The sequence below is a fragment of the Mesorhizobium sp. P3_A2 genome, from assembly GCF_056403115.1.
In genome coordinates, this window is record NZ_JBFUGC010000019.1 from 14,711 (window position 1) to 39,361 (window position 24,651).

A 24,651-nucleotide genomic window follows, 5' to 3' on the forward strand; every position below is an offset into this window, starting at 1 on the left:
GGAATATGGCAGAAGTCGTTCTTGAGAATATCTGCAAGACATACGGGAACAATTTTCACGCAATCGACCAATTGAACCTGTCGGTCAAGGACGGCGAGTTCTTGATTCTCGTCGGGCCTTCCGGCTGCGGCAAATCCACCGCGTTGCGAATGATCGCGGGATTGGAGGACATCACCAGCGGCAGCCTTCGGATCGGCGGAGTCGACGTGGTCGACATGCCGCCCAAGGGCCGCGACATCGCGATGGTCTTCCAGAGCTACGCGCTCTACCCGCATATGACGGTGTCCGAGAACATCGCGTTTTCGATGCGGCTGGCAGGCAAGCCGAAGGCCGCGCGCAAGAAGCGCGTGGACGAGATCGCCAAAACCCTTCAGCTGACCTCTTTGCTGGACAGCAAACCCGCGAACCTTTCGGGCGGACAGCGTCAACGGGTTGCCATGGGCCGCGCCATGGTGCGCGAGCCGGCCGCCTTTCTCATGGACGAACCCCTTTCCAATCTGGACGCGAAACTGCGTGTGCAAATGCGCGCCGAAATCACCAGCCTGCAAAAGCAGCTCGGCGTAACGACCATTTACGTGACCCACGACCAAATAGAAGCGATGACGATGGGGGACAGGGTCGCGGTGTTGAAAGGCGGCGTGCTGCAGCAGGTCGACACACCCAAGAGGCTCTATGAATCGCCGGTGAACGCCTTCGTTGCCGGCTTCATCGGCTCTCCTTCGATGAACCTTTTCGAGGCGACCCTTACGGGCGACGAACTGATGTCAGGCACCTTCGCCATTCGGCTGCAGGATGCAGCCTTCGTGCGCAGGCCGGGTTTGAAGTCGTATGCGGGGCGCAAGGTCGTGTTCGGGATCCGACCGGAGGATCTTTACGACAGCGGCCTCGAATCTGGCCGCAAGTACCAGACGATACCGGCAAAGGTGACCTCGATCGAAGAACTCGGGTCGGAACATATCGTCCATCTGAACATCGACGGGGTCCGGGTGGACTCCGGTGACCCCGACGCAGTGCAGGATTTCGGCCTGACGTCGAATGCGGTGGCGAGATTCGAACCGGACAGCGCAGTCCGCTCCGGTTCGGCAATCCGGTTGGCCCTGGATGATACCAAGCTCCATTTCTTCGATCCCGAGACGCACCTGGCGATCTGAAGATCTGTGGCAGAGCCCGCAGGCGAGGGTGAGGCGCCTGCGAAGTACTCGTAAGAAGACTTCTGAATGAAGCAGACGATCGGCTGCATTGTGCGGTCGATCTTGAAGAAGGAGGAGAAAATGATGTTTCGGATAAAACCCGCGATACTGAAAATAGCCGCGGCCGCATGGTTGCTTGGCGCAACCGGCGCCATGGCGGATACGACGCTGGAGTTCACCCAATGGTGGGAGCCCGAATTGCCGGCCGGATCGCTCAGGGCAATCATGGATGACTTCGAGGCTGCAAACCCCGGAATCAAAGTGACGCTGGTCAGCGGCCCCTACGCGACCACGCGAGACCAGATCTCGGTTGGCGCAGCAACCGGGACGCTTAGCGACGTCGTCGGTCTCGACGGCGCATGGGTGAACAATCTGAACGCGCAGGGTGCGCTGGCCGACATGAACCCGATGATGGATGCGAGCGGGTTCGACAAGACCCAGGTCGCGGATATCATCAAGGTGGACGGCAAGGCGGTGATGTTTCCAGTGGCTTCGTTCGTCTATCCGGTCTTCGTGAATTTGGACCTCGCCGCTCAGGCAGGCGTGACCAAGCTGCCGTCGACCCGCGCGGAGTTTCTCGAAGCCGCCAAGAAGATGACCCATGCCGACAAGAACCAGTATGGCTGGGTGCTGCCCTTGTCGCTGCAAACGCCGTCCGGTGTCCAGAACGACATGATGTCGTGGGTCTGGGCCTCGGGTCAATCGATGATGGCTGACGGCAAGCCGGCTCTCGAGGGCAAGCCTGTCGTCGATATGCTCACCTTCGTCAAATCGCTGAACGACGCCGGCGTCGTCTCGCCCGGCATTGCCACCAAGACAGAGCAGGAAAAGGTCGAGGAATTCGTCAACGATCGGGTCGGAATGATGATCGACTCGCTTGCGCATGTGAACCTCATCCGCAAACGCAATCCCAAGCTGAACTTCGATCTCATCCCGGTCCCGGTCGTGGAAAACTATACCGGCAAGCGCGGCCTTCCCTATGCCTCCTGGGGCATCGGCATCTCTGCTGCCTCGAAACATCAGGAAGAGGCCTGGAAACTCGTCCAATATCTGATGAGTGAAAAGGTGAACGCCAAGCTCGTGTCGCTTGCAAACGCCTTCCCGGGCAACGTCAATGCCAAGCCCGATTTCGTGACCTCGGACAAGGCTTTCGGCAAGGCTTTTGAAATCTTCAAGACCGGTTATCTCGCCAACGAGTTCACGGGCCTGCCGGTGGCTGAAGACCTGATGACCCAGTTCGACGTGCAAGCCCAGAAGATGCTCGCCGGCGAGCAGTCTCCGGAACAGGCCGCAGCCAACGCTCAAAAGGGCTGGATGGCGAAATTCTGAGCGGCTCATTGCCCGTTTGTTACCTTCCACCGGGTGGCCTGACTTCGGGCAGGCCACCCGTCAACAACGGATCGGCAATTTGAGATGGACCTGTTTCCGAAGCCCACCTTCGTCTTGAAGGCATACCCCAAGGTTGGCACATGACCCGGCAAAAGCGCTCCCACCATCGACTGAAACGAGCGGTCGCCCCCTATCTCTATCTGTCACCCTCGCTGCTCATAATCGGCCTTCTGATGCTGCTGCCGATGGTGACGGTGATTGGCTATTCGTTCCAGAACAGCGCGGTGCTGCGTCGCGACCCGTCCTTTGCCGGACTGAAACACTACCAGGCGATCTTTGCCGATCCGGTGTTCTGGGCCTCGCTGTGGCACACGCTCTACTTCACATGCATGAGTGTGGTTTTCCATATGACCATCGGCATGGTCTTCGCGCTCATGCTGAACAGCGACCGCATCAATCCGACGCTGCGCAATATTCTGCGCGTGCTTTACATACTGCCCTGGCTGTTCACCGCGGTGATTATCGCCGTGATCTGGCGCCTCCTGCTTGAGCCGAACGGTGTCGTGAACAGCGTTCTCATGCAGATGGGCATCATCGGTTCCAAGATCGAATGGTTTTCCTCGCCCGCGACCGCGCTGCACGCCGTCACCTTCGCCAATATCTGGGCGGGCTATCCGCTCTTCATGGTCAGCCTGCTCGCGGGTTTGCAGGGCATTCCCAAGGATTTCTACGAAGCCGCCGATATCGACGGGGCGAAGGCCTACCAGAAGCTGATCTTCATCACGATCCCGATGCTGATGCCGATCATCATCAGCATCTCGCTGCTGGATTTCATCTGGACGATGCAGGTTTTCCCGTTGATCTGGATAACGACGGGCGGCGGTCCGATCTACTCGACCGAGGTGCTGAGCACCTACACCTACAAGCTGGCGTTTTCGAGCTACAACCTGTCGCAGGCGTCGGCGAGCGCCGTGGTCATCCTGCTGATCTCTCTCGGCCTGACGCTGTTCTACATCCGTTATCAAAAGGCTCGGTAGTCACCATGAGGAAAAGGCACACGCCGAAAGACAGGCTGATCACCGTCGCGCTCCATGCCGCGCTTGCCGCAGGGCTCTTTTTCGCGGCCTTCCCGATCTACTGGATGTTGAGCAGCTCGTTCAAGTCGAACACCGAGATCTTTGCCCTGCCGCCAACCATCCTGCCGAAGGCCTTCACGCTGGAAGCGTATGCGGCCATCCTTGGCGACCCGGTAAAGCTGCGCTTCTTCTTCAACAGCTACTTCGTGGCCGGAGCGGTAACCGTGCTGACGGTGCTGATCGCCTTGTTGGCCGCCTATGGGTTCAGCCGTTTCAATTTCCGCGGCAAGGGCAGCCTCAACACACTCATCATCAGCACGCAGACGATCCCGCCGATCACGCTTTTGATCCCCTTCTTCGGGCTTGTCGTCTCGTATGGCATCTTCGACACCTATGTCGCGCTGATCCTGACGTACCTGGTGTTTACGCTGCCCTACGCGATCCTGCTGATGACGGGATATCTGAACACCTTGCCCCGCGATCTCGATGAAGCGGTGGCTGTCGACGGCGGCACCAGCTGGACCGCACTCTGGCGGGTGATCGTCCCGATTTCACTGCCTGGTATCGTGGCGACGTCGGTCTACACCTTCCTGTTGTGCTGGAACGAATTTCTCTTTGCGCTGACGCTGACGAAGTCAACGTCCATGCGCACGGTCCCGATCGGCATCCAGCTGTTGATGGGGCAACACGCCTTCGAATGGAACCAGATGATGGCGATGAGCGTGCTCGGCTCGCTCCCGCTCCTGGTCATCTACCTCGTTGCCCAGAGGTTCTTCCTCGCCGGCATGACCGCAGGCTCGGTCAAGTAGGATATCAAGGAATGAAAGGATGACCGTGAAAGACCTCAAAGTCGGTTGCCAGACCTTCACCTGGGAAATGCTCGGAGACCGTTTTTCCGGCGGCCCCGACGATCTGCTGAAGGCGATCGCCGATGGCGGCTATGCCGGCATCGAGATCACCGACACGATGATCGGCCGCTATGGCAACCGTCCCGCGGAATTCGCCGCCGCATTGAAGGCGACCGGCCTGACGCTGGTGTCCTTCGCCTTCGGCTCGAAGAGCGGCTTTACGCTGAAGGACAAGATCGGCGCCGACCTGGAAACTGCGCAGCGCTGGATCGATTTCGCCGCCGCCTTCCCTGGCGCGCTGGTGTCGATGGGCTCGGCCACCGTCGTCTCCGACGGCCCGCGCGATGACAAGTTTGCCATTGCCGCCGAGGTCTACAACAAGGCCGGTGAGCTCGGGCGCAAGGCCGGCGTCCAGGTCGCGGTGCATCCGAGCTCGCACCACAACACGCTGCTGTTCGACCGCGCCGACTATGACCGCATCTTCGCGCTGCTCGACGCCTCGCTGGTCGGCTGGGTGCCGGACACCGGTCACATCTTGCGCGGCGGTCAGGACATGGCTGATACGCTCACCACCTATCGCGACCGCATCCGCTACATCCACCTGAAGGATGTCGACGCCAACGGCACCTGGGCGATGCTCGGCAAGGGCGTCTGCGACACAGCGAAGGTGATCGAGATCGCTGGTGCTGCCCCCAACTTCAACGGCTGGCTGGTGCTGGAGGAAGAGTCCGAGACTGCGGCCGCCGATCCGGCCAAGGCGGTCAAGACCAACCGCCAGACCATGCGCGGCTATGGAGCCTGAAACGATGATTTTTTCGAACTGCAACTTCTGGAGTCTCATTCGATCATGACGAGCAAGTCCCTGTCCGGCGCCGCCGCAATCGCCGCCTTGCCGCGCAACCGTCTGGTCGGCGAGTTCTCGCTGTGGTCGGCCGACCTCGCCAATATGGAGCGCGACCTCAAGCGCATCGAAGCCCATGCCGACATCCACCATATCGACGTCGCCGACGCCCGCTTCACCCCCGGCTTCCTGTTCTTCCCGGATCTCGTGGCGCGCATCGCCAGGCTGACGGCGAAGCCTATCCACGTGCATCTGATGGTCGAAGCCGACATCGTCGAGGCGCAGACGCGCCAGTTCATCGAGGCCGGCGCCGATCTGATCAGCGTCCATGCCGAAAATGGCGAGGCTGGCCTGCGCGCTGTGAAACTGGCGCATGAGCTCGGCGCCGAGGCCGGCGTGGTGCTGCGGCTGGAAACGCCGGTCGCGGCAATCACGCCTTTCCTTTCTGAAGTGGCGTTCGTGACGCTGCTCGGCACTTCCATCGGCGTCAAGGGCCAGAGCCTGTCGGAACAAGCCTGCCCCCGCCTGATCGAGGCGCGCGCGCTGATGCGCAAAGCCGGCCGTGAAGCCGACATCGTGCTCGCCGCCGATGGTGGCATCCGCCACGAGACCGTGCCGTTGCTGCGTGCCGCCGGCGCCGAGACCGTGGTGCTGGGCTCGCTCGCCTTCGGCGATCCCGACCTTGCGCGGCGCATGGCCTGGCTGCACGGGCTGGAGGTCGCCGCCTGATGAGCAAGCTTGCGCTGGCCTTCGATCTCGGCGGCACGGCGCTGCGCGGCGCGCTGGTCGAAAGCGACGGCCGTGTCGTCGCGCATGCTTCGGCGCCAACGATGGCGGGCGCGGGCTCGGAAGCGGTGATCGGCCAGATCATTGCGCTCGCCGGCGATCTCATAGCGCAAAGTCCGCAGGCCGAAATTGCCGGCATCGGCGTCGGTGCGCCGGGGCCGCTGGACCCCAAGGCGGGGATCGTGATTGCGCCGCCAACGCTGGCCGGCTGGCACGACGTGCCGCTGATCGACATTCTGGGGCAGCATTTCGGCCTGCCGGTGCGGCTTGAGAACGACGCCAATGCGGCGGCGCTCGGCGAATGGCGCTTCGGCGCCGGGCGCGGCAGCGGCTCGCTGGTGTTCGTCACCGTGTCGACCGGCATTGGCGGCGGCGTCGTCGCCGACGGCCACATCTATCACGGCAGGCGTGGATTGGCGGCCGAGATCGGCCACATGACCATCACCGGCGAAGGCGACCGCTGCTTTTGCGGCGCCATCGGCTGCTTCGAGGCCGTCGCCTCCGGAACAGCGCTCGGACGTCGCGCCACGCGACAGACCGCCCCGGGCGATGGTTCATTGCTGCGACGGCTTTCCGCCGACGGCGACGTCTCCGCCAGGCATGTCGTCGACGCCGCACGCGCCGGCGACGCAGCCGCAATCGACCTGCTAGAGGCGGAAGCGAGATGGCTGGGCATCGGCTTCACCAATCTCTTGCATCTCTATTCGCCCGACCTGATCGTCATGGGCGGCGGCTTGTCCAACGGTTTCGACCTGCTGGCGCCTTCAATCAGAACGGTCGTCCAGCAGCGGGCGATGCCGGCCTACCGCGATGTGCCGATCGTGCGCGCCGAGCTTGGCGACCGTGCCGGGCTGATCGGCGCCGCCAGCCTGATCCTGTGGGAAGGTGAACCGGGTTTGGCACTGGCGATGGCGCAGGACGACAGCGGCACGACCGCTGATGCCAGGGAACGCGGGCGATCTCCTGATTGATGGCGTGCGCGCCAACGACATCGTGCCGTCGGCCTGCCACCTGTTCCGCACCGACGGCCCGGCGCTGGCACCGCTGCCTTAGGGAAGCCGTCCGCTCCGCCTATTTCCCGCAATGGTGGTCGTTGATCTTGTTCAGCGCATTCGCATCCGGTCCGACCCGGTTGTAGGAGCAGGCGCCGGCGGCCGTGGTGGTCAGCATTGTGTCATAGTAACGCGGGCCGCCGAACAGGGCGTAGATCAGGTCGCGATGGGCGGGAACGTAGCGTTGCTCCGGTTCCGGCTGACGATGGCGGTGCTTTTCCTTGGCGGTGGCCGTGCTGGACAGGCCGCAGCCCATCGCGAGGACGAGCGCGCAGGTCGCAAGGATCTTGGTGGTCATCGGCAGCACCCTTCTGACGGTTCGGAATCGCAGCATATCCAAAAGCGCCGGCCGAACAAAGGTTCCCTCGCGGCATTGTCGGCTGGCGTGAAAATCAGCCCGCAACAGCATTCCGCGCCCGCCGCCTTTCAGCAGCAACGAGCAGGTCGACGAAGGCACGCACCTTGGCCGGCCTGAAGCGGGCCGGCGGAAAGACGGCATGGATGCCGCCGGACGGCAAGGTCCAGTCCGTGAATACCCGCACCAGCCGCCCCCGCGCGATGTCCTCGGCAACGCTGTAATCCGGGAAGATGCCGAGCCCGATACCGGCCAGCACGCAAGACAGCACGCCGGGGGTCTTGTCGCAGCTGACGACCGGATTGAGCTCGGCCGGCACCGTCTCCGTGCCCCTGGAAAACAGCCATTGGCCGATGCCGCGCAATTGGGCATTGCCGACCCATGGCAGCGCTTTCGCCTGCCTGGGGCTGGCATCAGGCGGCAGCCCGGCGGCGAGCTCCGGGCTGGCAACGACGAATTGTTCGTGTCTTCCCAGCCGCCGCGCCAGATTGCTGGAATCGGCCAGCCAGCCGACACGGATGCCGAGATCGATCTGCTCGTCGACCAGATTGCTGACGGCATCGTCGAAGATCGTCTCGACCCGCATTTTCGGGTATTTTTTGAGATAGGCGGCGATTGTTGGCGCCACCACCTTCTCGCCATAGTCGAGCGGCGCCGTCAGCCGCAGCATCCCGGTTGGCTTCAAGGCGCTCTGCGAGATATCGCCATAGGCAGCTTCGGCCTCGCGCAGGATTATGGCCGCCCGGTCGTAGAACAGGCGCCCCTCTTCGGTCAGCGTCACGCGCCTTGTCGTGCGGCGCAGCAGCGTCGCGGCCAGTTCCTGCTCCAGCCTGCCGACCTGATGACTGACCACTGCCTTGGCGACATCGAGCCGGTCGGCGGCGGCTGTGAAGGAGCCGGTCTCGACCACGGTGGTGAAGTAGACGAGCCGGTTGAGGTTCAGAAGCTCGGTCACAGCTCACTCATTGTCCGATCTGATCAGACAGTTTGTATGATTGATCGCTGTTTTTCGCAAGCGATGACCTTGCCATCTATCGGAGCAACGAATGGCGAAAGGAAAATCGAAATGAAAATCGCACTCATCGGCGCGTCCGGCCAGGTCGGCTCGCGCCTGCTGAAAGAGCTCTCCGACCGCGGCCACACGATCACCGCCATCGCCCGCAATCCGGACAAGATCGCCGCGCTGCCGGGCGTGACCGCGAAGAAGGGCGACGTGTTCGACAAAGACGGCCTCGCCGCGCTGATCAAGGGGCATGACACGGTGATCAGCTCCGTGCATTTCCTCGACAGCGATCCGGAAACGCTGATCGCAGCGGTGCGTGCTTCCGGCGTCAAGCGCTACCTCGTCGTCGGCGGCGCCGGCAGCCTCGAAGTCGCGCCCGGCAAGCGCCTGGTCGATACACCGACCTTCCCGGCGATCTACAAGGCCGAGGCGCAGAAGGGCGCCGACTTCCTCGACACGCTGCGGACGATCGATGATCTCGACTGGACCTTGCTGTCGCCGTCGGCGCTGTTCCTCGCCGGCGAGCGGACCGGCAAATACCGCATCGGCAAGGACACGCTGCTGACGTCCGACAAGGGCAGCAGCATTTCCTTCGAGGACTATGCCATCGTCATGACCGACGAGATCGAAAAGCCGGCGCATATTCGCCAGCGCTTTACCGTCGGCTACTGATCGGACTGACGACATTGGCGATAAGTGCCATCGGAGCCTCCGATGGCACTATCGTTTTCTTCCGTTTCCACTCCTGCCGCTGGCCTGCGAAATCTCGCCCGAAACGGTTAGGATCGGAACGGAATATGGCAGACAAGAATAACGCTAAATCAAAGATCGTCATCGTCGGCGGCAGTTCCGGAATGGGGCTCGCGCTGGCAAGGCGCTGCCTAGACTCAGGCGCCGAAGTCTTCATCGTCGGACGCAACGAAGCAAAGCTAAAGCGCGCCAGCGAGGTGCTGCGGAACCCTGCCGGTTTGAACACCATCGCGGCTGATATCGCCGAAGAACATCAGGTCGCCGACCTGTTCGACCGGATCGGCCGGCTCGACCATATCGTCAGCACCGCCGCCGATATTGAAGGCGCGTACGAGTTGTTGCCTTCGGTCGATCTCAAGGCCGCGCAGCGGGTTGTCGAAAGCAAATTCTACGGGCCGTTGCGGCTTTACGACAGGGACGATACTGCATGTCGAAGGCGGTCACCGGCTGATCTGACCGGCGCTAAAGTCTCACCCGCCGCCGCCAGCAGCAGCTTCAGCGCCGGCGACTGCACCCGGCGGCGGCGCCAGATCATGACCAGGGAGGCTGCTTGGGCTGAACCCGGCCAGGGCAGCTCGACAATCTCGCCGCGATCGAGCGCCTCGGCGACGGCCAGCCGCGGCACCAGGCCCATGCCGATACCAGTCGCCACCAGGCTCGCAATGGCGCCGATGCTGCCGACTTCGGCGGCAAGTTTTGGCGCCGCCATTCCTGTCTCGGCGAACGCTGTGTCGAACAGATGCCGGTAGACGCATCCGGTTTCCGTCACCACGAAACGCATCGCGGCGAGCGCGGCCAGATCACCTTGTCCTGATGCGGTGGCATTCTCGGCGGAGGCGACAAGGACCAGCGGCTCGGCCGATATCGTGCGCCGGGCCAGGCGTTCATCGAGCCCGCCCTTGTCGAAACAGAAAGCGACGTCGATCTCGCCCTCTTCGAGCTGGCGCAGCAACACGTCGCTGCCGGCGATTTTTAACCGCAGGCCAATCTCCGGGTGATCGCCCTGAAAGGCCGCCAGCCATTGCGGAAGTTTGACAGTGGCAATCGTCTCCAACGCGCCGACCGTCACTGTCGCGGCGGTCGTTCCCGTCCTTGCCTCGACGGCAATTCGCGCCTCGTCCGCCAGTTGCAGAATCTCTTCCGCATAGGGTTTCAGCGCTTCGCCGGCCGCCGTCAGGTCGAGGCCGTGGCGCGAGCGGATGAAGAGGGCGACGCCGAGTTCGCTTTCCAGCGACTGGATCTGGTCGCTGACGCTCGACTGCGCCAGATGAACCTCCCGCGCCGCGCGGGTGATGTTGCGGTGCCGCGCCACGGCGAGGAAGGTCTTGAGCAATCTTGGATGCATGCCGTTTCCGGATCTGGTCTGTGTCCGATATTTCGGACCTGGCCGGCTTATTTGCAACCATTGACGCCGGCGAATGCGATTGCGGCAGACAGAAGGGCCAGAATTTCGCAGCCATTGCGCGGCGAGTTTTTGCTTGTGAACGGGCCGGCGGCTTGTAGCTTGCTCGAAAGCCGGTCCGACGGAGGCAATTCGGGGGAAATGAGCGTCATCAGGATTGTTCGGGAATGCCGCTGAAAGCCGCCGCCCATATCGAGGCTATGTCGGCTTTCGCGCTGGCGAATTTTGGCGGCTATGACCGGCCAACCCTTGCCCAGAACGAAAGCGCTTTTCTGCCGAGTCCCAAAGCGATTACCGCCGGCCAGGACGCGATCGCGCGCAGCCATCTCTATCCCGATCCGGACTGGACGGTGCTGCGCGAAGCGATCGCGAAGGCTTATGGCGTCGAACGCGAGCTGATCCTGTGCGGCGCCGGTTCGATGGACCTGATCGCCTGCACCATCGCAGCCTTCGCCGGCCTCGGCGACGAGGTGCTGGCCACCGCTTACGCCTATAATTTCGCGGCCTCCGCCACGGCGCGCGCGAATGCCGTCTATGTCAAGGTGGCGGAGTGCGACCTCGCCGTTTCCGTCGACAGCATTGTCGCCGCCGTCACGCCGGCGACGCGGATCGTCTTCGTCTGCAATCCCGGCAATCCGACCGGCACCTGCATCCGCAATGCCGAACTTTTGCGCCTGCGCGCCGCCTTGCGCGGCGATGTGCTGCTGGTGATCGACCAGGCCTATGGCGAGTTCGACGACCAGGACCCGCAAGCCATCTTTGCGCTCGTCGCGCGCGGCGACACGGTCGTCTTGCGCACCCTGTCCAAGGCCTATGGGCTGGCCGGCGCGCGCGTCGGCTGGGGCTTGTTTTCGCCGTCGGTCGCGGCCGAAATACGCAAGCTGCAGAACTCGAACCAGGTGACCACGCCAAGCCTCGCCATGGCGGTCGCCGCCGTGGAAGACCAGGCCTATATGCGCGAGACAGTGGCGCGCACCGGCGCGATCCGCGATCGCTTCGCACAGGATCTGAGAGCTGCAGGCTACGGCGTTCCCGAAAGCCGGACGAATTTCGTGCTGATCCGCTTCGCCGATGCGGCCGCCGCTGCGGCGGCCGATGCCGCCTTGCGTGGCGCCGGCACCATCGTGCGCAGCCTCGGCGGTTATGGCCTGACCGACTGCCTGCGCGCCACGGTCGGCCCACAGGAGATGATGGACCGGGCATTGCGCATCCTGACCGATCTGCGCAGCGGCTGACTTTGCGATAATATCAGAGGGAAACTTGAGCGATGTCCTATGTGCCGACCCGTGACTTCATCGGCTATGGCGACAAGCCTCCTGCCGCAGCGTGGCCCGGCGGCGCCAAGCTGGCGCTTAACATCGTCGTCAATTACGAGGAAGGCGCTGAATACAGCATCGACGAGGGCGACGGTGTTTCCGAGACGATCCTGTCGGATCTGGCCGTATCGCCAGCGGTACCCGGCCTGCGCAACCGCAACATGGAATCGCTCTACGAATATGGCTCGCGCGTCGGCGTCTGGCGGCTCGCTTCGCTGTTTCGCGACAAGGGCATCGTGCCGACCTTCTACGTCGTCGGGCGGGCGCTGGAACTCAATCCAGCCGCCGGCAAGGCGATTGCCGACCTCGGCAGCGACATCGTCTGCCATGGCTGGCGCTGGATCGACTATGCGCCGCTGAGCGAGGAGGAGGAACGCAAGCACATCGCCATGACCGTCGACACGGTGCAGCGGATCACCGGCATTCGTCCGCTCGGCTGGTACACCGGCCGGCCCAGCCTCAACACCAGGCGGCTGGTGGCCGAGCATGGCGGCTTGCTGTTCGACTGCGACGACTACAATGACGACCTGCCCTATTTCGTCGAAGTCGATGACAAGCGGCATCTGGTGGTGCCGCACTCCTTCGACAACAATGACAGCCGTTTTTCGCGCGGCTCTGGCCTGGAGACAGGCGGCCAGTTCTTCGACTATGTCAGCGACGGGGTGGACTGGCTGTTGGCCGAAGGCCAGACGACACCGCGCATGATGACGGTGTCGCTGCACTGCCGGTTGGCCGCACGGCCCGGCCGCATGGTCGGGCTCGCCCACTTCCTCGACAAGATCAGGAACAATCCCGACATCTGGATCTGCCGTCGTTCCGACCTCGCCGGGCATTGGCTGGACCGGTTCGGCGGCTGAGCCGCCGAACCAGTCCAATGGCTGCCTACGCCCGCAGCCGTTTGCCTTCGGGGTCGAAGGGCGGCTCGCTCAACAGCACCGCCTCATGCGGCCGGCCCAAGATCGCCACCGACACCTTGTCGCCTGCCTTGGCGGAGCCGGCCTTGACGTAGCCGAGCGCCAGCGACTGTTCGACGAAGTAGCCATACGCGCCTGACGAGACCTGGCCGATCGGCGTGCCGTCCGGCAGGAAGATCGGCTCGCCGCCGGTGGCGTCGGCATCCTTGGCGGCGATCGACAGCATGATCAGTTGATCGCGCGCCGGCTTTTCGGCGATGGCCGCATAGGCATCGCGGTTGAGGAACGCCCCCTTGTCCATCTTGACCAGGCGGTCGAACCTGACCTCCTGCGGCCAGTATTCGGGGGAGTATTCGCGGCTCCAGCTGCCGTAGCCCTTTTCGACACGCAGCGACATCAGCGCGCGCGAGCCGACCGGTCCGGCGCCGACCTCGCCGCCGGCCTTGAGCAGCCCGCCGTAGAGTGTGATCTGGTCGGCGGCCGGGCAATAAAGCTCCCAGCCGAGATCTCCGGTGAAGGAGACACGCAGCGCCACGACATCGACGCCGCCGACCGTGATCCGCTTCGAGCGCATGAAGGGAAAGGCGTCGGTCGACAGATCAGCATTGGTCAGCCGCTGCAGCAATTCGCGCGACTTCGGCCCGGCGACGTTGAAGCCGCCCATCTCCTCAGTGCGCGAGCGGAAGCTCGTGCCTTCGGGCAACGGAACCGCCTTGAAGAACCTCTGATGGAAGCGTTCGGCCATGCCGGAACCGAAGACCATGAACTCGTCTTGGCCAAGCTTCGTCACGGTGAAGTCGCCGGCAATGCCGCCGCGCTTGCCGATCAATGGCGTCAGGCAGGAGCGGCCGATTTCGGTCGGCATGCGGTTGGCGAACAGCGAATTCAGCCAAGCCTCGGCGCCCGGCCCTTTGACCTCGTATTTGGCGAAGTTCGAAACGTCGATAATTCCGGCATGCTCGCGCAGCATGCGTGCCTCGCGGCCGACCGGACCCCACCAGTTCTGCCTGGTGAAGCCGTTCGTCTCCTCGCGCGGCTCGCCCTCGGCGGCGAACCACAGCGGATGCTCCCAGCCGAAATTGAGACCGAAGACGGCGCCCATCTGCTTTTGCATCTCATAGGCCGGGCGGGTGCGCACGGGGCGTCCGGCGGCGCGCTCCTCGTTGGGGAAATGGATCTTGAAACGGTGGCTGTACTGGTCCTGCACCCGGGCCTTGGTGAAGGCCTTGCCGGCCCAATGGCCGAAGCGCGCCATGTCCCAGGCGAACATGTCGAGTGACGGCTCGCCTTCGATCATCCACTCGGCCGCCAGCTTGCCCATGCCGCCGGATTGCGAGAAGCCGGGAATGATGCCGTTGCAGCAGAAATAGTTCTGCAGTTCCGGCACCGGGCCGAACAGCACGGCGCTGTCGGGCGACCAGATCATCGGGCCGTTGATGACACGCTTGACACCTGCCTTGCCGACCGCCGGAACACGCGCGATGGCGCGCATCATGTTGTCCTCGATGCGGTCGAGATCGTCGGGGAAGAGTTCATGGCCGAAGTCGAGCGGCGTGCCGTCCTCGGCCCAGAACTTCATGTTGCGCTCATAGGCGCCGATGAGCAGGCCGAGCCCTTCCTGGCGCAGATAATATTCGCCGTCGCGGTCGGCGACCGAAGGCAGCCGGCGGCCCATGGCGGCGATTTCGGGGATGGTCTCGGTGACGAAATACTGATGCTCGGTCGGGATCAGCGGCAATTGCAGGCCGGCCATCGCGGCGACCTCGCGGCCCCACAGGCCGGCGGCATTGACCACCCATTGCGTGCGGATCTCGCCCTTCGGCGTACGCACGATCCAGCTGCCGTCGGCTTGAGCTTCCGTGGCGATGACCGGGGTGAAGCGATGGATCTCGGCGCCGCGCTGGCGCGCACCAGCGGCGTAGGCGGCGGTGACGCCGGACGGGTCGACATTGCCGCCTTCGGGTTCATACATGATGCAGCGTATGCCGTCGAAATCGACCAGCGGATGGAGCCGCTCCGCCTCGTCGCGCGCAACTTCATAAAAATTCATTTTGTAGCGCCGGGCCTTGGCTTCCTGCAGCCGCAGCTGGTGCTCGCGCGCCTCGGTCTGGGCGAGATAGAGCGAGCCCGGCTGGAAGATACCGCAGCCCTGGCCGGTCTCGGTCTCCAGCTCCTTGTAGAGCGCCATGGTGTAATGTTGCAGGCGGCTGATGTTGGTCGAGTCATGCAGGCCATGGATGTTGGCGGCCGCGTGCCATGTCGAGCCGGAGGTCAGCTCGTCGCGCTCGAGCAGGACGACATCGGACCAGCCATGCTTGGCCAGATGATAAAGGATCGAGCAGCCGATCAGGCCGCCGCCGATGACAACGGCTTGTGCATGGGTACGCATATCGAGTTTTCTTCCCTTTGTGTTCGGCGACTTGTCTTGTTGTGTGCTTCTGGTCGATGAATTCGGTCTCGTCGCCTTGGCGAATTCCAGGGGGCGATCAGGCCGCCCCCTGGCTTAAAGTTCAGGCCTTGTCGAGCCAGACCTTGTCCAGTTGCAGTTCGAATGTCTGATGCATTTTGAGGTTTTTCACATAGGTGGCGTGATGCCGGTAGAGAGAGCGCCAGAATGACTGAACCAGAACGCCGGAATCCTGCAGGATGAACTCGACATCCTTCATCAGTTCCTTGCGCTTGGCCGTATCGGCGATGGCGAGTGCGGCATTGAGCTTCTTGTCGAAGTCGGGATTGGCGTAGGCCGACTCGTTCCAGGCTTCGCCGCTGCGATAGGCAAGCGCCAGCACCTGTACACCCAGCGGACGCATGCCCCATTCGGTGGTCGACCACGGATATTTCGTCCAGTCGTTCCAGAACGAGGTTCCCGGAATGATCGTCCGTTTCACCTTGAAGCCGGCCTCACGCATCTGCGCGGCAACGACGTCGGCCGGATCCTTCACATAGTCCGAATCGTAGGAGATGAGTTCGAACTCGTGATCCATCTGGCCGGCCTCGGTCATCAGCGCCTTGGCCTTGGCGAGATCGCGCGGCACTTTCGGCAGTTCGTAATATTCCGGATGGATCGGGCAGACGTGGTGGTTTTCGGCGACCTGGCCGAGACCGCTATAGCCGAGTTTCAGCACGGTCTCATTGTCGACGGCGAGCTGGATGGCGTTGCGCACCCTTTTGTCGTCATAGGGCTTGTTGCTGATATTGGTGCGCAGCACGATCGTTCCGGCGGTGACGACGGATTCCTTGACCAGGCCCATGCCGTCATAGAGGTCCACCGTGCCGCCGACGGTCTGGTAGTTGCAGTCGATCTCTCCAGCCTCGAAGGCGCTGGCGATGGCGGGGTTTGAAGCGTCTGTGCCGTAGTCGGTCCAGTCGACACCATCGAGATAGGTCTCGCCGCCAAACCAGGTGAAGTCCTTGCGGCGCCTGACCGAGGCCGAGTCGCCGACCTTGTAGGAGATCAACTCATACGGACCGGTGCCGGGCGTCTTGGTCATGTCGGCGCCGTTCTTGTCGAAGTCGCGGTGGACGATAATGGCGGGATAGTCGGCGAAGCCCGGGATGATGGTGACATCGGACTGGCCGCATTTCAGCTTCACCGTGTGGTCGTCGACCTTGGTGATGGCGCCGGCGATCGCCTTCTTGGTGGCAGGATCGATCAGCGTGGCCATTCGGCCAGCCATCGAATTGCCTTCGGCCGCCTTGTCGCACCAGCGCTCGATGTTGAAGACGATGTCGTCGGCGTTGAGCTCGTCGCCGTTCGACCACTTCACGCCTTTGCGCACATGCAGCGTGTATTCGGTGGCGTCGTCACTGACGTCCCAGCTCTCGATGAGATGGCCCTCGAAGGTGAAGTCCTGGGTGTAGCGGATCATGTAGTCGTTGCACTGGCGCAGCACATTGGCCATCTCCGACCAGTCCCATGTGCGCGGATCCTTCATGTCCTTGATGATCATCTGCATCTTCAGGATACCGCCCTTCTTGCCGGGCTCCATCGTTGCAGCTTCGGCCGGGGCGGGAAGGCCGGCCATTGCATAGGCGAACGCCGTCGAGGCGCCCATCGCGCTCGCCATGGCGAGGAATTCGCGGCGGTCCATCCTACCGCTTCTGACTTCATCTGCGTAGCTTTCGATGACCGCCGGGACGCGGTCACCGTTGCTCCTGAATAGTGCCATTGTTGCTTCTCCGGTTTGGGCTTTCCGCCCGTTCATTCCCCATTACGCAGGGAATGTTAGAGGCGATGCAAAAATCCCGGAAGGGCTTGGAGGCTCGCAAACCGCTGAAAACCGGCCCGTAAGGCCTAATAAAACAATGCCATTGGCGTCTCAATTTTTTTCGCGTGCGGCCGTGCCGATATCGGCGAGCACTCCTCAGGCGCTGTCTTCCTGCGCCCTCGCAATGATCCATTCGCGCACCGTGCGGGCGATGTTGCCCTTGGAGAGATGGGTCTCGGTCAGGTAGTAATTCCAGGGGCTGGGCGGCCGGACCGGAAACGGTTCGACGAGCAGTCCGCGCCTGAGATACGCGTGGGCAAGCGAACGCTGAGTGGCGACGAGACCTGCGCCCATGGCGGCAAGTTCGAGCGCGATGTTGGAGGCATTCGTCGATAGGCCCTTGTCGTAATCCTGCATGTCAACACCAAGCGCGGTGGCAACGACCTGCCAGTATTCCTGGCGGCCATGCACGAAGATCCGGTCCACCTTGAGGATATCCTCAGGCGCTTTGACAGCGTGGTCACCTTCGAGCAGCGCGGGCGCGCACAGCAGCACCAGTTCGTCGTTCCATAGCGGAATGGCGGCGGGCGGGCGATCGTCGAAGCGCCTCGTTGAAATGGTGATGTCGGCGATCTGTTCGCTGAGATCCTCCCAGATCGTGCCGTGCAGCACGATCTCGATTTCGGGATGTTTCTTGCGGAAGGCGGCCATGCAGCCGGCCAGCCAGTTTTCCGCCAGGCTCATAGGACAGGAGACGACCACGGTGCGGTTGCGCGACGACGTCACGATCGCCTCCGTCGCCTGGTCGATCTGGTCGAGCGCCTGGCGCAGTGTCGGCAGGAACGCCTCGCCCATCTCGGTCAGCTTGAGGCTGCGCGGATAGCGGATGAACAATTGCCGGCCGATATAATGTTCGAGCGAGCGGACATGCGTGCTGACCGCGGCCTGCGTGTAGCCAAGCTCCTTGGCGGCCATGGTGAAACTCAGATGCCGGGCCGAGCTCTCGAACGACCTGATATAGTTCAAAGGCGGGGGTGGCTTCATCTCCGGCTCCTGGGCTGTGCCAGAATAGGTAGACCATGGAGCCGCCGGCGTTCAATTGCACGGAGGCGACATGGCATAGATATTTTTGGTCAAAGCCGCTGAACTAATTGCGTGAATGCACGATGAACCCAAATTAATGATGGCGTGACGACAGAGGGAGTGGAGCAAGTGGCTGTGTCGCCCCATCGGCGTGAAGGGCCGGACGCAAGCGCTGAGACTGCCGTGCGCCTGGCCGACTTCGTGCTACGCCGGCCGGCATCGGTTTTCCCTCAGGCGGTGCTGGATCAGGCTCGCTACCTCTTGCTCGACACGATTGGAGTAGCGATTGCCGCGGGGCCGATGGAGGCCGGCCGGATCGCCAGGGATACCGCGACCCTCCTCTACAATTCGAGCGACCCCAGGCATCGCGCGCGCATGCTTTTCGACGGCCGCCGCGCCTCGATGGCGGGGGCGGCTTACGCCGCGGCGACGCAGATCGACAATCTCGATGGCCATGACGGCTACAGCCCGACCAAGGGCCATATCGGTGTCGTGGTCGTGCCAGCGCTGGCGGCGCTGGCCGAACAGCTTCCGGAGCTCAGTGGCCCTGACGCGCTGGCAGCCCTGGTCGTCGGCTATGAGGTCGCAGGCCGCGCCGGCATCGCGCTGCATGCGACCGTGTCGGACTACCATACGTCGGGCGCCTGGAATGCGCTGGGCGTCGCCGCCGTGGCGGCGCGTCTGCGCCGGCTGAGCGACGGGCAGTTGCGCGAGGCGCTGGGCATCGCCGAGTATCATGGCCCGCGCAGCCAGATGATGCGCGAGATCGCCACGCCGACGATGCTGCATGACGGTTCGGGCACCGGCGCGCTGACCGGCCTGTCGGCGGTTGTGCTCGCCGAACGCGGCTTCACCGGCGCTCCGGCGATCACGATTGAGGCCCCGGAAGTCGCTGATTATTGGCAGGACCTCGGCGTGTTCTGGCAGGCACTGCACCAGTATGTGAAGCCGTATCCGATCTGCCGCTGGGCGCATGCGGCCATCGACGCGACGCGCGGACTGGTGCTTTCGCATCATCTGACGCCGGCCGATATCGGCCATGTCCAGGTCAACAGTTTCCACCATGCCGCGACGCTGTTCCGCGACATGCCGGACACGACATCGAAGGCCCAGTACAGCCTGCGCTTTGCCGTCGCCACCTTCGTCCTCCATGGCCGCATCGGGCTGGAGCACATTTCCGGCGCGGGGCTCGAGGACGCCGCCGTTGCCGAGATGCTCGCCCGCATCAGCGTGTCGGAGCAGGAACGCCACAGCGCCCGCTTCCCCGCAGGCCGTTGGGCCGACGTCGCCATCACCACAACCGACGGGCGGGTGCTGACCTCGGGCGATGTCCATGCACGCGGCGGACCGGAGGCGCCGCTGACATCAGGGGAGATCGAGGCCAAATATATGGAATTCGCAACGCCCGTGCTCGGACGGGGCCGCGCCATGGCGATCCGCGACGCCATCCTGTCGCTCACCGATCCCGACAGCCGCTTTTCCGAGCTCTCCGCCCTGCTCTACGATCCTCCCGTGATCAGCAAGATCCTCCAGCGGCCGGCGTGGTAGACTGACATGCCGCTCAGGCTGCTGAAATACGGTCTCAGCCGGGACTATCCGGTCAGCGAGGATATCCCCGCCACGCCGGAGCTCAAACCGTCCTACGATGTCGTCATCATCGGCGGCGGCGGCCATGGTCTTGCCTGCGCGCATCATCTGGCGAAGTGTCACGGCATCACCAGCGTCGCGGTGCTCGAGAAGGGCTACCTCGCCGGCGGCAACACGGCGCGCAACACCACAACGATCCGCTCCAACTACATCACGCCACAAGGCATCGCCTTCTATAAGGAGGGTGTGGCGCTGTTCGAAACGCTGTCGCAGGAGCTCGACTTCAACGTCATGTTCTCGCAGCGCGGCCAGCTGACGCTCGCGCATTCGGAAGCGACGCTACGCAGCTTCCACTCACGCGCCGAAATGGGCAAGCATCTGGGCACGCGTACCGAAGTGGTCGACCAGAAGGCGGTCCAGGAACTGGTGCCGTCGCTCAACATGGACTATGGCGGCGCGCTCGAAATCCTTGGCGGTCTCTGGCATGCCGATGGCGGCACCGCGCGGCATGACGCGGTCGCCTGGGGCTATGCCGCGCAGGCGTCGCGGCGCGGCGTCGAAATCCACCAGCGCACCGAGGTGCAAGGTTTCGAAGTCCTCGGCGACCGGGTCCAGGCGGTGAAGACCAACCGCGGCCGCATCGCCTGCAGCCAGGTGCTGATCGCCACCGGCGGTATGAATTACGACGTGGCGCTGATGGCCGGCGTCGAGCTGCCGATCCGCTGCTATCCGCTGCAGGCGATGGTGACGCAGCCGCTGAAACCGTGGCTCAACACGCTGGTCTCTTCCGTCTCGCTGCACACCTATCTCGTGCAGTCGTCGCGTGGCGAGGTGGTGATCGGCGGCGGCTCCGATCCCTACCAGCTCTATTCGACGCGCTCGACGCTCGACATGAAGGAGCATCTGGCCGAAGGCGCGGTGCATCTCTTCCCGTTCCTGCAAGGTGTCAGGCTGCTCCGGCAATGGGCCGGCATTACCGACATGACGCCGGACTACAGCCCGATCATGGGCGCCAGCCCGCTCGACAATCTGTGGCTCGATTGCGGCTGGGGCACCTGGGGCTTCAAGGCAACGCCGGTTGCCGGCAAGCGCATAGCCGAGACCATCGCCAGCGGCCGCGTTCCCGATATCCTGAAACCGTTCGCGCTGGAGCGGTTCGAGACCTTCCAGCTGCTCAACGAAATGGGCGCGACGGCGGCGAGCCACTGACGATGAAGATCATGACCTGCCCGATGAACGGCCCGCGAAACATAGAAGAGTTCCAGTCTTTTGGGCCGGTGCGCGACGAGTTGGATCCTGAACAGACCGCCGACGCGGACTGGTCGCGGCACCTGTTCCGCGCCGAGAACCGCAAAGGCGTTGTGGTCGAGTGGTGGCGGCATGTGCCGAGCAATTATTTTTTCCTCGCCGAACGCGATCTCGTCAGCAACGAGATCATCCGCACCTTCGATGCCTCGCAGCGCAGCGGCCAATCATGAATCGCCTGCCCGCCCCTTTCGGTACAAGGATCGACCGGGCGCGCCCGCTGCGCTTCAGCTTCGAGGGCAAAAGTTTCGATGCCTATGCCGGCGACTGCATCGCCAGCGCGCTCGCAGCCTCGGGGCAATGGATGCTGTCGCGCTCGTTCAAATACCACCGCCCGCGCGGCGTCTTCAGCATGGCCGGCGCCGAGGCGAACACGCTGGTGCAGCTGCCTTCGGAGCCGAATGTCGCCGCCGACCGCACGCCGGTCAGCGAGGGCCTGCAGGTCAGCGCGCAGAACGTCAACGGCTCGCTGGCGCATGACCGCGACGCGATCATCGACAGGCTGGGGCGCTTCCTGCCGGTCGGTTTCTACTACCGCACCTTCATGGGGCCGCGCCGCGGCAGCTGGCTGAAATTCTGGGAGCCGATCATCCGCCGCAAGGCAGGGCTCGGTGTGGTCGACACCAAGGCCGCGCAACGGCATTTCGACAAGTCGCATCTTCATTGCGACGTGCTCGTGGTCGGCGCCGGTCCGGCCGGCCTGAACGCGGCGATCGCTGCTGCCGAAGCGGGTGCCGATGTCGTGCTCTGCGACGAGAATCCGGAGATCGGCGGATCGCTGACTTACGGCCGCTACGACCCGGCAATGCTTGCGGACCTGACGGCGCGTAGCGAGGCGCTGCCCAATCTGCGGATCATGACCGGCACGCTCTGCAATGGCTGGTACGAGGACAATTGGCTGCCGCTGATCCAGGGCGACCGGCTCCATCGTACACGGGCGCGCGAAGTCATCCTTGCCACCGGCGCGATCGGGCAGCCGGCGATCTTTCGCAACAATGATCTCCCCGGAAATATGCTTGGCAGCGCGGCGCAGCGGCTGATCCGCCACTATGGTGTGCGCCCCGGGCAAAAGGCCGTGGTGCTGACCGGCAATGATGAGGGTTATGCCGTCGCGCTCGATCTGGTCGAGGCCGGCGTCTCGGTCATGCTGGTCGCCGATCCACGATCCGGCGGCGTGCCGGGTCCGCTCGAAGCCGAACTGCATGGCAAGGGCGTGGCGATCCAGAAGGCAGTGACGGTTGAAACCGCCGAAGGCAGAAGCGGACACCTTGCCCGCGTTCGCGTGGGCGGGCGCTGGATCGAATGCGACCTGCTGACGATCTCCGTTGGCGAGGTGCCGGCATGGCAACTGCCTTGCCAGGCAGGAGCCAAGGTCGGGTACGATGATGTCAGCGGATCGATGACGCTCACGCTGGCGCAAGGGTCGGTGCAGCTTGCCGGCTCGGTCGCCGGAGATCATGGCCTCGAAGGCGCTGTTGCCGGCGGCCGTCGCGCGGCTGCTGCTGCATTACAGCGGCTCGGCCATGCGGCGGCGCAAGACACGGTTCTTGGCAAAGTCAAACCGTCCTGTCCGGTCCATGTGCAACCGATCGTAGCCAATGCGAAGGGCCGCGACTTCGTCGATTTCGACGAGGATCTGCAGGTCAAGGATCTGCACAACGCCATCAAGGACGGCTATCGCGAGATCGAACTGGTCAAGCGTTTCACCACGGTCGGCATGGGGCCAAGCCAGGGCCGTCATTCGGCGCTTGCGACGGCAAGGATCGTCGCCGAGGCGACCGAGCGGACGGTGGCCGAAGTCGGCATCACGACAGCGCGTCCGCCTGTCGGACCGGAGACGCTCGGCGTGCTCGCCGGCCATCACGAGGTGCTGGAACGGCGCACGGCGCTGTACGCAAGGCACCTCGCGCTCAACGCCGCGATGAAGCCGGTCGGCGCCTGGTGGCGGCCGTATTTCTATGGCGATCCGAAGACTGCGCAGAAGACCATCCGCGATGAGATACTTGCGGTGCGCGAAGGCGTCGGCCTGCTCGACGTCTCGTCGCTCGGCAAGCTGGAACTGCGCGGGCCGGATGTCGGCGAGTTCCTCGACCGGCTCTACACCATGGCGCATGCCAACCAGCCGGTCGGGCGCGTGCGCTACTGCCTGATGCTCAACGAAATGGGCTCGGTGGTCGATGACGGCGTTGCCTACCGCATGGCTGACGACCGCTTCTATGTGACGGCCACCACCGGCGCCGTCGCGCGCGTCTATGCCGACATGCTGTTCTGGAACGCGCAGTGGCGGCTCAAGGTCGATGTGCTCAACCTCACCGGCGCGTTCTCCGGCTTGAACGTCACCGGCCCCAAGGCGCGTTCGGTGCTCGAGGCGCTGGAAAGCAACGTGGATTTCAGCCGCGAGGCCTTCCCCTATCTCAGCGGCCGCGAAGGCGTCGTCGCCGGCGTGCCGGTGCGGGTGATGCGGATCGGCTTCACCGGCGAACTCAGTTACGAACTGCATTGCCCGTCCAGCCTCGCGCCGGCGCTGTGGGACGCGGTGATGGAAGCCGGCAAGCCGCATGGCCTCACGCCCTACGGACTGGAAGCGTCGCGCATCCTGAGGCTGGAGAAAGGCCACATACTGATCGGCCAGGATACGGACGCCATCACAACGCCGGACGAGCTCGGCTTCGGCTGGGCGGTGTCGAAGAAGAAGCCGTTCTTCGTCGGCAAGCGCTCCATCGAAATGCGCGCGAAGCTCGGCCAGTCGCGCAAGCTGGTCGGCCTGCAGTTTCCCGCTGACTCAAAGAACATACCCGGCGAGAGCTGCCTGGTGTTGCGCGGCAACGATCCCGTCGGGCAGATCACCTCGATCGGCTTTTCGCCTACACTCGGCTGTTCCATCGCGCTGGCATATGTCCATGCCGACGATGCCGCGCAGGGAAGCCGGGTGACGGTGAAGTGCCGCGACGGCGCGCTGATCGAGGTGCCGGTCGTTGGGCACGCTTTCTTCGACCCGACCAATGCGCGGCAGGAGATGTAGATGGCGGGCACTAACGCAATGCCCGTATTTCCCTTCGAGCCTGGCGGCGCGGCGCACGGCACGGTGCTGCCGTCCGCACCCGTTGCGCTGACCGATCTCACCGCCAGCCCACGCTTCGGCCTGAAGGGCGGCGGCGGCGCCGCCTGGCTCACCGCGCATGGCATTGCCTTGCCCGCGATCAACCGCATTGGCAGCCATCGCGGCATGCGCGTGCTGCGCCTTGGCAATGAGGATATCCTGCTGCTCGGCGAAAATGCCGGTGAGGCGCTGGCTGAACTTCGGGGCGCCTGGGAAAGCGACAGCGGGCCGAAGGGATATTCGTCCTGGCGTGAGGAAGGCTGGGCGTGGATGCGGCTCTCCGGCCCCGCTACGGCGGAAGCGATGAGCCAGCTCTGCGCTCTCGATCTGCGCGCCGCCAAATTTAGCACTGAGGATATTGCCCAGACGCGCGTTGGCCATATCGAGGCCGTTACCTTCCGCACGCCGGCTGGTTTCGATGTACTGTTCGACATCACTGCATCGGCGTATTTCGCCCGGACCGTCTCGGCGGTGGCCAAGCACTGCACGCAACATCAGGCATAGAG

General features: G+C 63.6%; 21 protein-coding genes and 1 pseudogene. 16 read left to right on the top strand and 6 right to left on the bottom strand.

Annotation, left to right across the window (positions count from 1 at the left end):
- The first annotated feature begins 5 nt into the window (after positions 1-5).
- The 7 genes from AC1DXM_RS29750 to AC1DXM_RS29780 all read left to right on the top strand — a co-directional run bounded on the left by AC1DXM_RS29750 (position 6) and on the right by AC1DXM_RS29780 (position 7,041).
- Entirely contained in the window at positions 6-1,151 is a 1,146-nt protein-coding gene (locus AC1DXM_RS29750) for an ABC transporter ATP-binding protein (protein WP_477238808.1), read from the top strand.
- 120 nt (positions 1,152-1,271) lie between these two features.
- A complete protein-coding gene (locus AC1DXM_RS29755) occupies positions 1,272-2,519 on the top strand; it encodes an ABC transporter substrate-binding protein (protein WP_477238946.1) in 1,248 nt (415 codons plus the stop codon).
- 140 nt (positions 2,520-2,659) lie between these two features.
- On the top strand, positions 2,660-3,556 hold the full coding sequence (locus AC1DXM_RS29760) for a carbohydrate ABC transporter permease (protein WP_477238810.1): 897 nt from the start codon (positions 2,660-2,662) through the stop codon (positions 3,554-3,556).
- A gap of 5 nt (positions 3,557-3,561) precedes the next feature.
- Entirely contained in the window at positions 3,562-4,404 is an 843-nt protein-coding gene (locus AC1DXM_RS29765) for a carbohydrate ABC transporter permease (protein ID WP_477238812.1), read from the top strand.
- Between the two features lie 19 nt (positions 4,405-4,423).
- Positions 4,424-5,245, top strand: a complete 822-nt coding sequence (locus tag AC1DXM_RS29770; protein WP_477238814.1) for a sugar phosphate isomerase/epimerase family protein — start codon at positions 4,424-4,426, stop codon at positions 5,243-5,245.
- A gap of 45 nt (positions 5,246-5,290) precedes the next feature.
- Positions 5,291-6,013: a ribulose-phosphate 3-epimerase gene (locus AC1DXM_RS29775; RefSeq protein ID WP_477238816.1), complete on the top strand. Its 723-nt coding sequence runs from the start codon at positions 5,291-5,293 to the stop codon at positions 6,011-6,013.
- Positions 6,013-7,041: an ROK family protein gene (locus tag AC1DXM_RS29780; RefSeq protein ID WP_477238818.1), complete on the top strand. Its 1,029-nt coding sequence runs from the start codon at positions 6,013-6,015 to the stop codon at positions 7,039-7,041. The genes AC1DXM_RS29775 and AC1DXM_RS29780 overlap by 1 nt, the downstream gene beginning before the upstream one ends.
- A 100-nt stretch (positions 7,042-7,141) precedes the next feature.
- Here AC1DXM_RS29780 and AC1DXM_RS29785 read toward each other — a convergent pair whose 3' ends face one another.
- On the bottom strand, positions 7,142-7,420 hold the full coding sequence (locus tag AC1DXM_RS29785) for a hypothetical protein (RefSeq protein WP_477238820.1): 279 nt from the start codon (positions 7,418-7,420) through the stop codon (positions 7,142-7,144).
- Between the two features lie 94 nt (positions 7,421-7,514).
- Positions 7,515-8,432 (bottom strand): LysR substrate-binding domain-containing protein, encoded by a 918-nt coding sequence (locus tag AC1DXM_RS29790; RefSeq protein ID WP_477238822.1) that lies wholly within the window; start codon positions 8,430-8,432, stop codon positions 7,515-7,517.
- A gap of 111 nt (positions 8,433-8,543) precedes the next feature.
- On the opposite strand from AC1DXM_RS29790, the gene AC1DXM_RS29795 reads away from it, so the two are divergent.
- Both AC1DXM_RS29795 and AC1DXM_RS29800 read left to right on the top strand, forming a co-directional pair.
- Positions 8,544-9,152, top strand: coding sequence for an NAD(P)-dependent oxidoreductase (locus AC1DXM_RS29795; RefSeq protein ID WP_477238824.1), 609 nt, complete (start codon positions 8,544-8,546; stop codon positions 9,150-9,152).
- 125 nt (positions 9,153-9,277) lie between these two features.
- Positions 9,278-9,637, top strand: a pseudogene (locus AC1DXM_RS29800) (SDR family NAD(P)-dependent oxidoreductase); the annotation flags it as partial.
- Here AC1DXM_RS29800 and AC1DXM_RS29805 read toward each other — a convergent pair.
- Complete coding sequence (locus AC1DXM_RS29805; protein WP_477238826.1) at positions 9,637-10,575, bottom strand: LysR family transcriptional regulator; 939 nt, start codon at positions 10,573-10,575, stop codon at positions 9,637-9,639. The pseudogene AC1DXM_RS29800 and the gene AC1DXM_RS29805 overlap by 1 nt on opposite strands.
- Positions 10,576-10,799: 224 nt before the next feature.
- On the opposite strand from AC1DXM_RS29805, the gene AC1DXM_RS29810 reads away from it, so the two are divergent.
- Positions 10,800-11,867 carry a pyridoxal phosphate-dependent aminotransferase gene (locus AC1DXM_RS29810; protein WP_477238828.1) on the top strand — a complete coding sequence of 356 codons (1,068 nt, stop codon included), beginning with the start codon at positions 10,800-10,802 and terminating at the stop codon, positions 11,865-11,867.
- A 32-nt stretch (positions 11,868-11,899) separates the two neighbouring features.
- Positions 11,900-12,805 carry an allantoinase PuuE gene (locus tag AC1DXM_RS29815; protein WP_477238830.1) on the top strand — a complete coding sequence of 302 codons (906 nt, stop codon included), beginning with the start codon at positions 11,900-11,902 and terminating at the stop codon, positions 12,803-12,805.
- A gap of 25 nt (positions 12,806-12,830) precedes the next feature.
- Here the strand turns inward: AC1DXM_RS29815 and AC1DXM_RS29820 are convergent, their stop codons facing one another.
- From AC1DXM_RS29820 to AC1DXM_RS29830, 3 genes are all read right to left on the bottom strand, one after another.
- Positions 12,831-15,251, bottom strand: a complete 2,421-nt coding sequence (locus AC1DXM_RS29820; RefSeq protein ID WP_477238832.1) for a GcvT family protein — start codon at positions 15,249-15,251, stop codon at positions 12,831-12,833.
- 121 nt (positions 15,252-15,372) lie between these two features.
- Complete coding sequence (locus AC1DXM_RS29825) at positions 15,373-17,031, bottom strand: ABC transporter substrate-binding protein (RefSeq protein WP_477238834.1); 1,659 nt, start codon at positions 17,029-17,031, stop codon at positions 15,373-15,375.
- Between the two features lie 195 nt (positions 17,032-17,226).
- Positions 17,227-18,114: a LysR substrate-binding domain-containing protein gene (locus AC1DXM_RS29830; RefSeq protein WP_477238836.1), complete on the bottom strand. Its 888-nt coding sequence runs from the start codon at positions 18,112-18,114 to the stop codon at positions 17,227-17,229.
- A 168-nt stretch (positions 18,115-18,282) separates the two neighbouring features.
- On the opposite strand from AC1DXM_RS29830, the gene AC1DXM_RS29835 reads away from it, so the two are divergent.
- From AC1DXM_RS29835 to AC1DXM_RS29855, 5 genes are read left to right on the top strand one after another with little or no spacing between them, the layout of a single operon-like run.
- On the top strand, positions 18,283-19,701 hold the full coding sequence (locus AC1DXM_RS29835) for an MmgE/PrpD family protein (RefSeq protein ID WP_477238838.1): 1,419 nt from the start codon (positions 18,283-18,285) through the stop codon (positions 19,699-19,701).
- A gap of 6 nt (positions 19,702-19,707) precedes the next feature.
- Positions 19,708-20,949, top strand: coding sequence for an FAD-dependent oxidoreductase (locus tag AC1DXM_RS29840; RefSeq protein ID WP_477238840.1), 1,242 nt, complete (start codon positions 19,708-19,710; stop codon positions 20,947-20,949).
- Between the two features lie 2 nt (positions 20,950-20,951).
- Positions 20,952-21,218 (top strand): sarcosine oxidase subunit delta, encoded by a 267-nt coding sequence (locus tag AC1DXM_RS29845; RefSeq protein WP_477238842.1) that lies wholly within the window; start codon positions 20,952-20,954, stop codon positions 21,216-21,218.
- Positions 21,215-24,067 (top strand): 2Fe-2S iron-sulfur cluster-binding protein, encoded by a 2,853-nt coding sequence (locus tag AC1DXM_RS29850; protein ID WP_477238844.1) that lies wholly within the window; start codon positions 21,215-21,217, stop codon positions 24,065-24,067. Before AC1DXM_RS29845 ends, AC1DXM_RS29850 begins: the two co-directional genes overlap by 4 nt.
- Positions 24,068-24,649 carry a hypothetical protein gene (locus tag AC1DXM_RS29855; protein ID WP_477238846.1) on the top strand — a complete coding sequence of 194 codons (582 nt, stop codon included), beginning with the start codon at positions 24,068-24,070 and terminating at the stop codon, positions 24,647-24,649.
- The last annotated feature ends 2 nt before the right edge of the window (positions 24,650-24,651 follow it).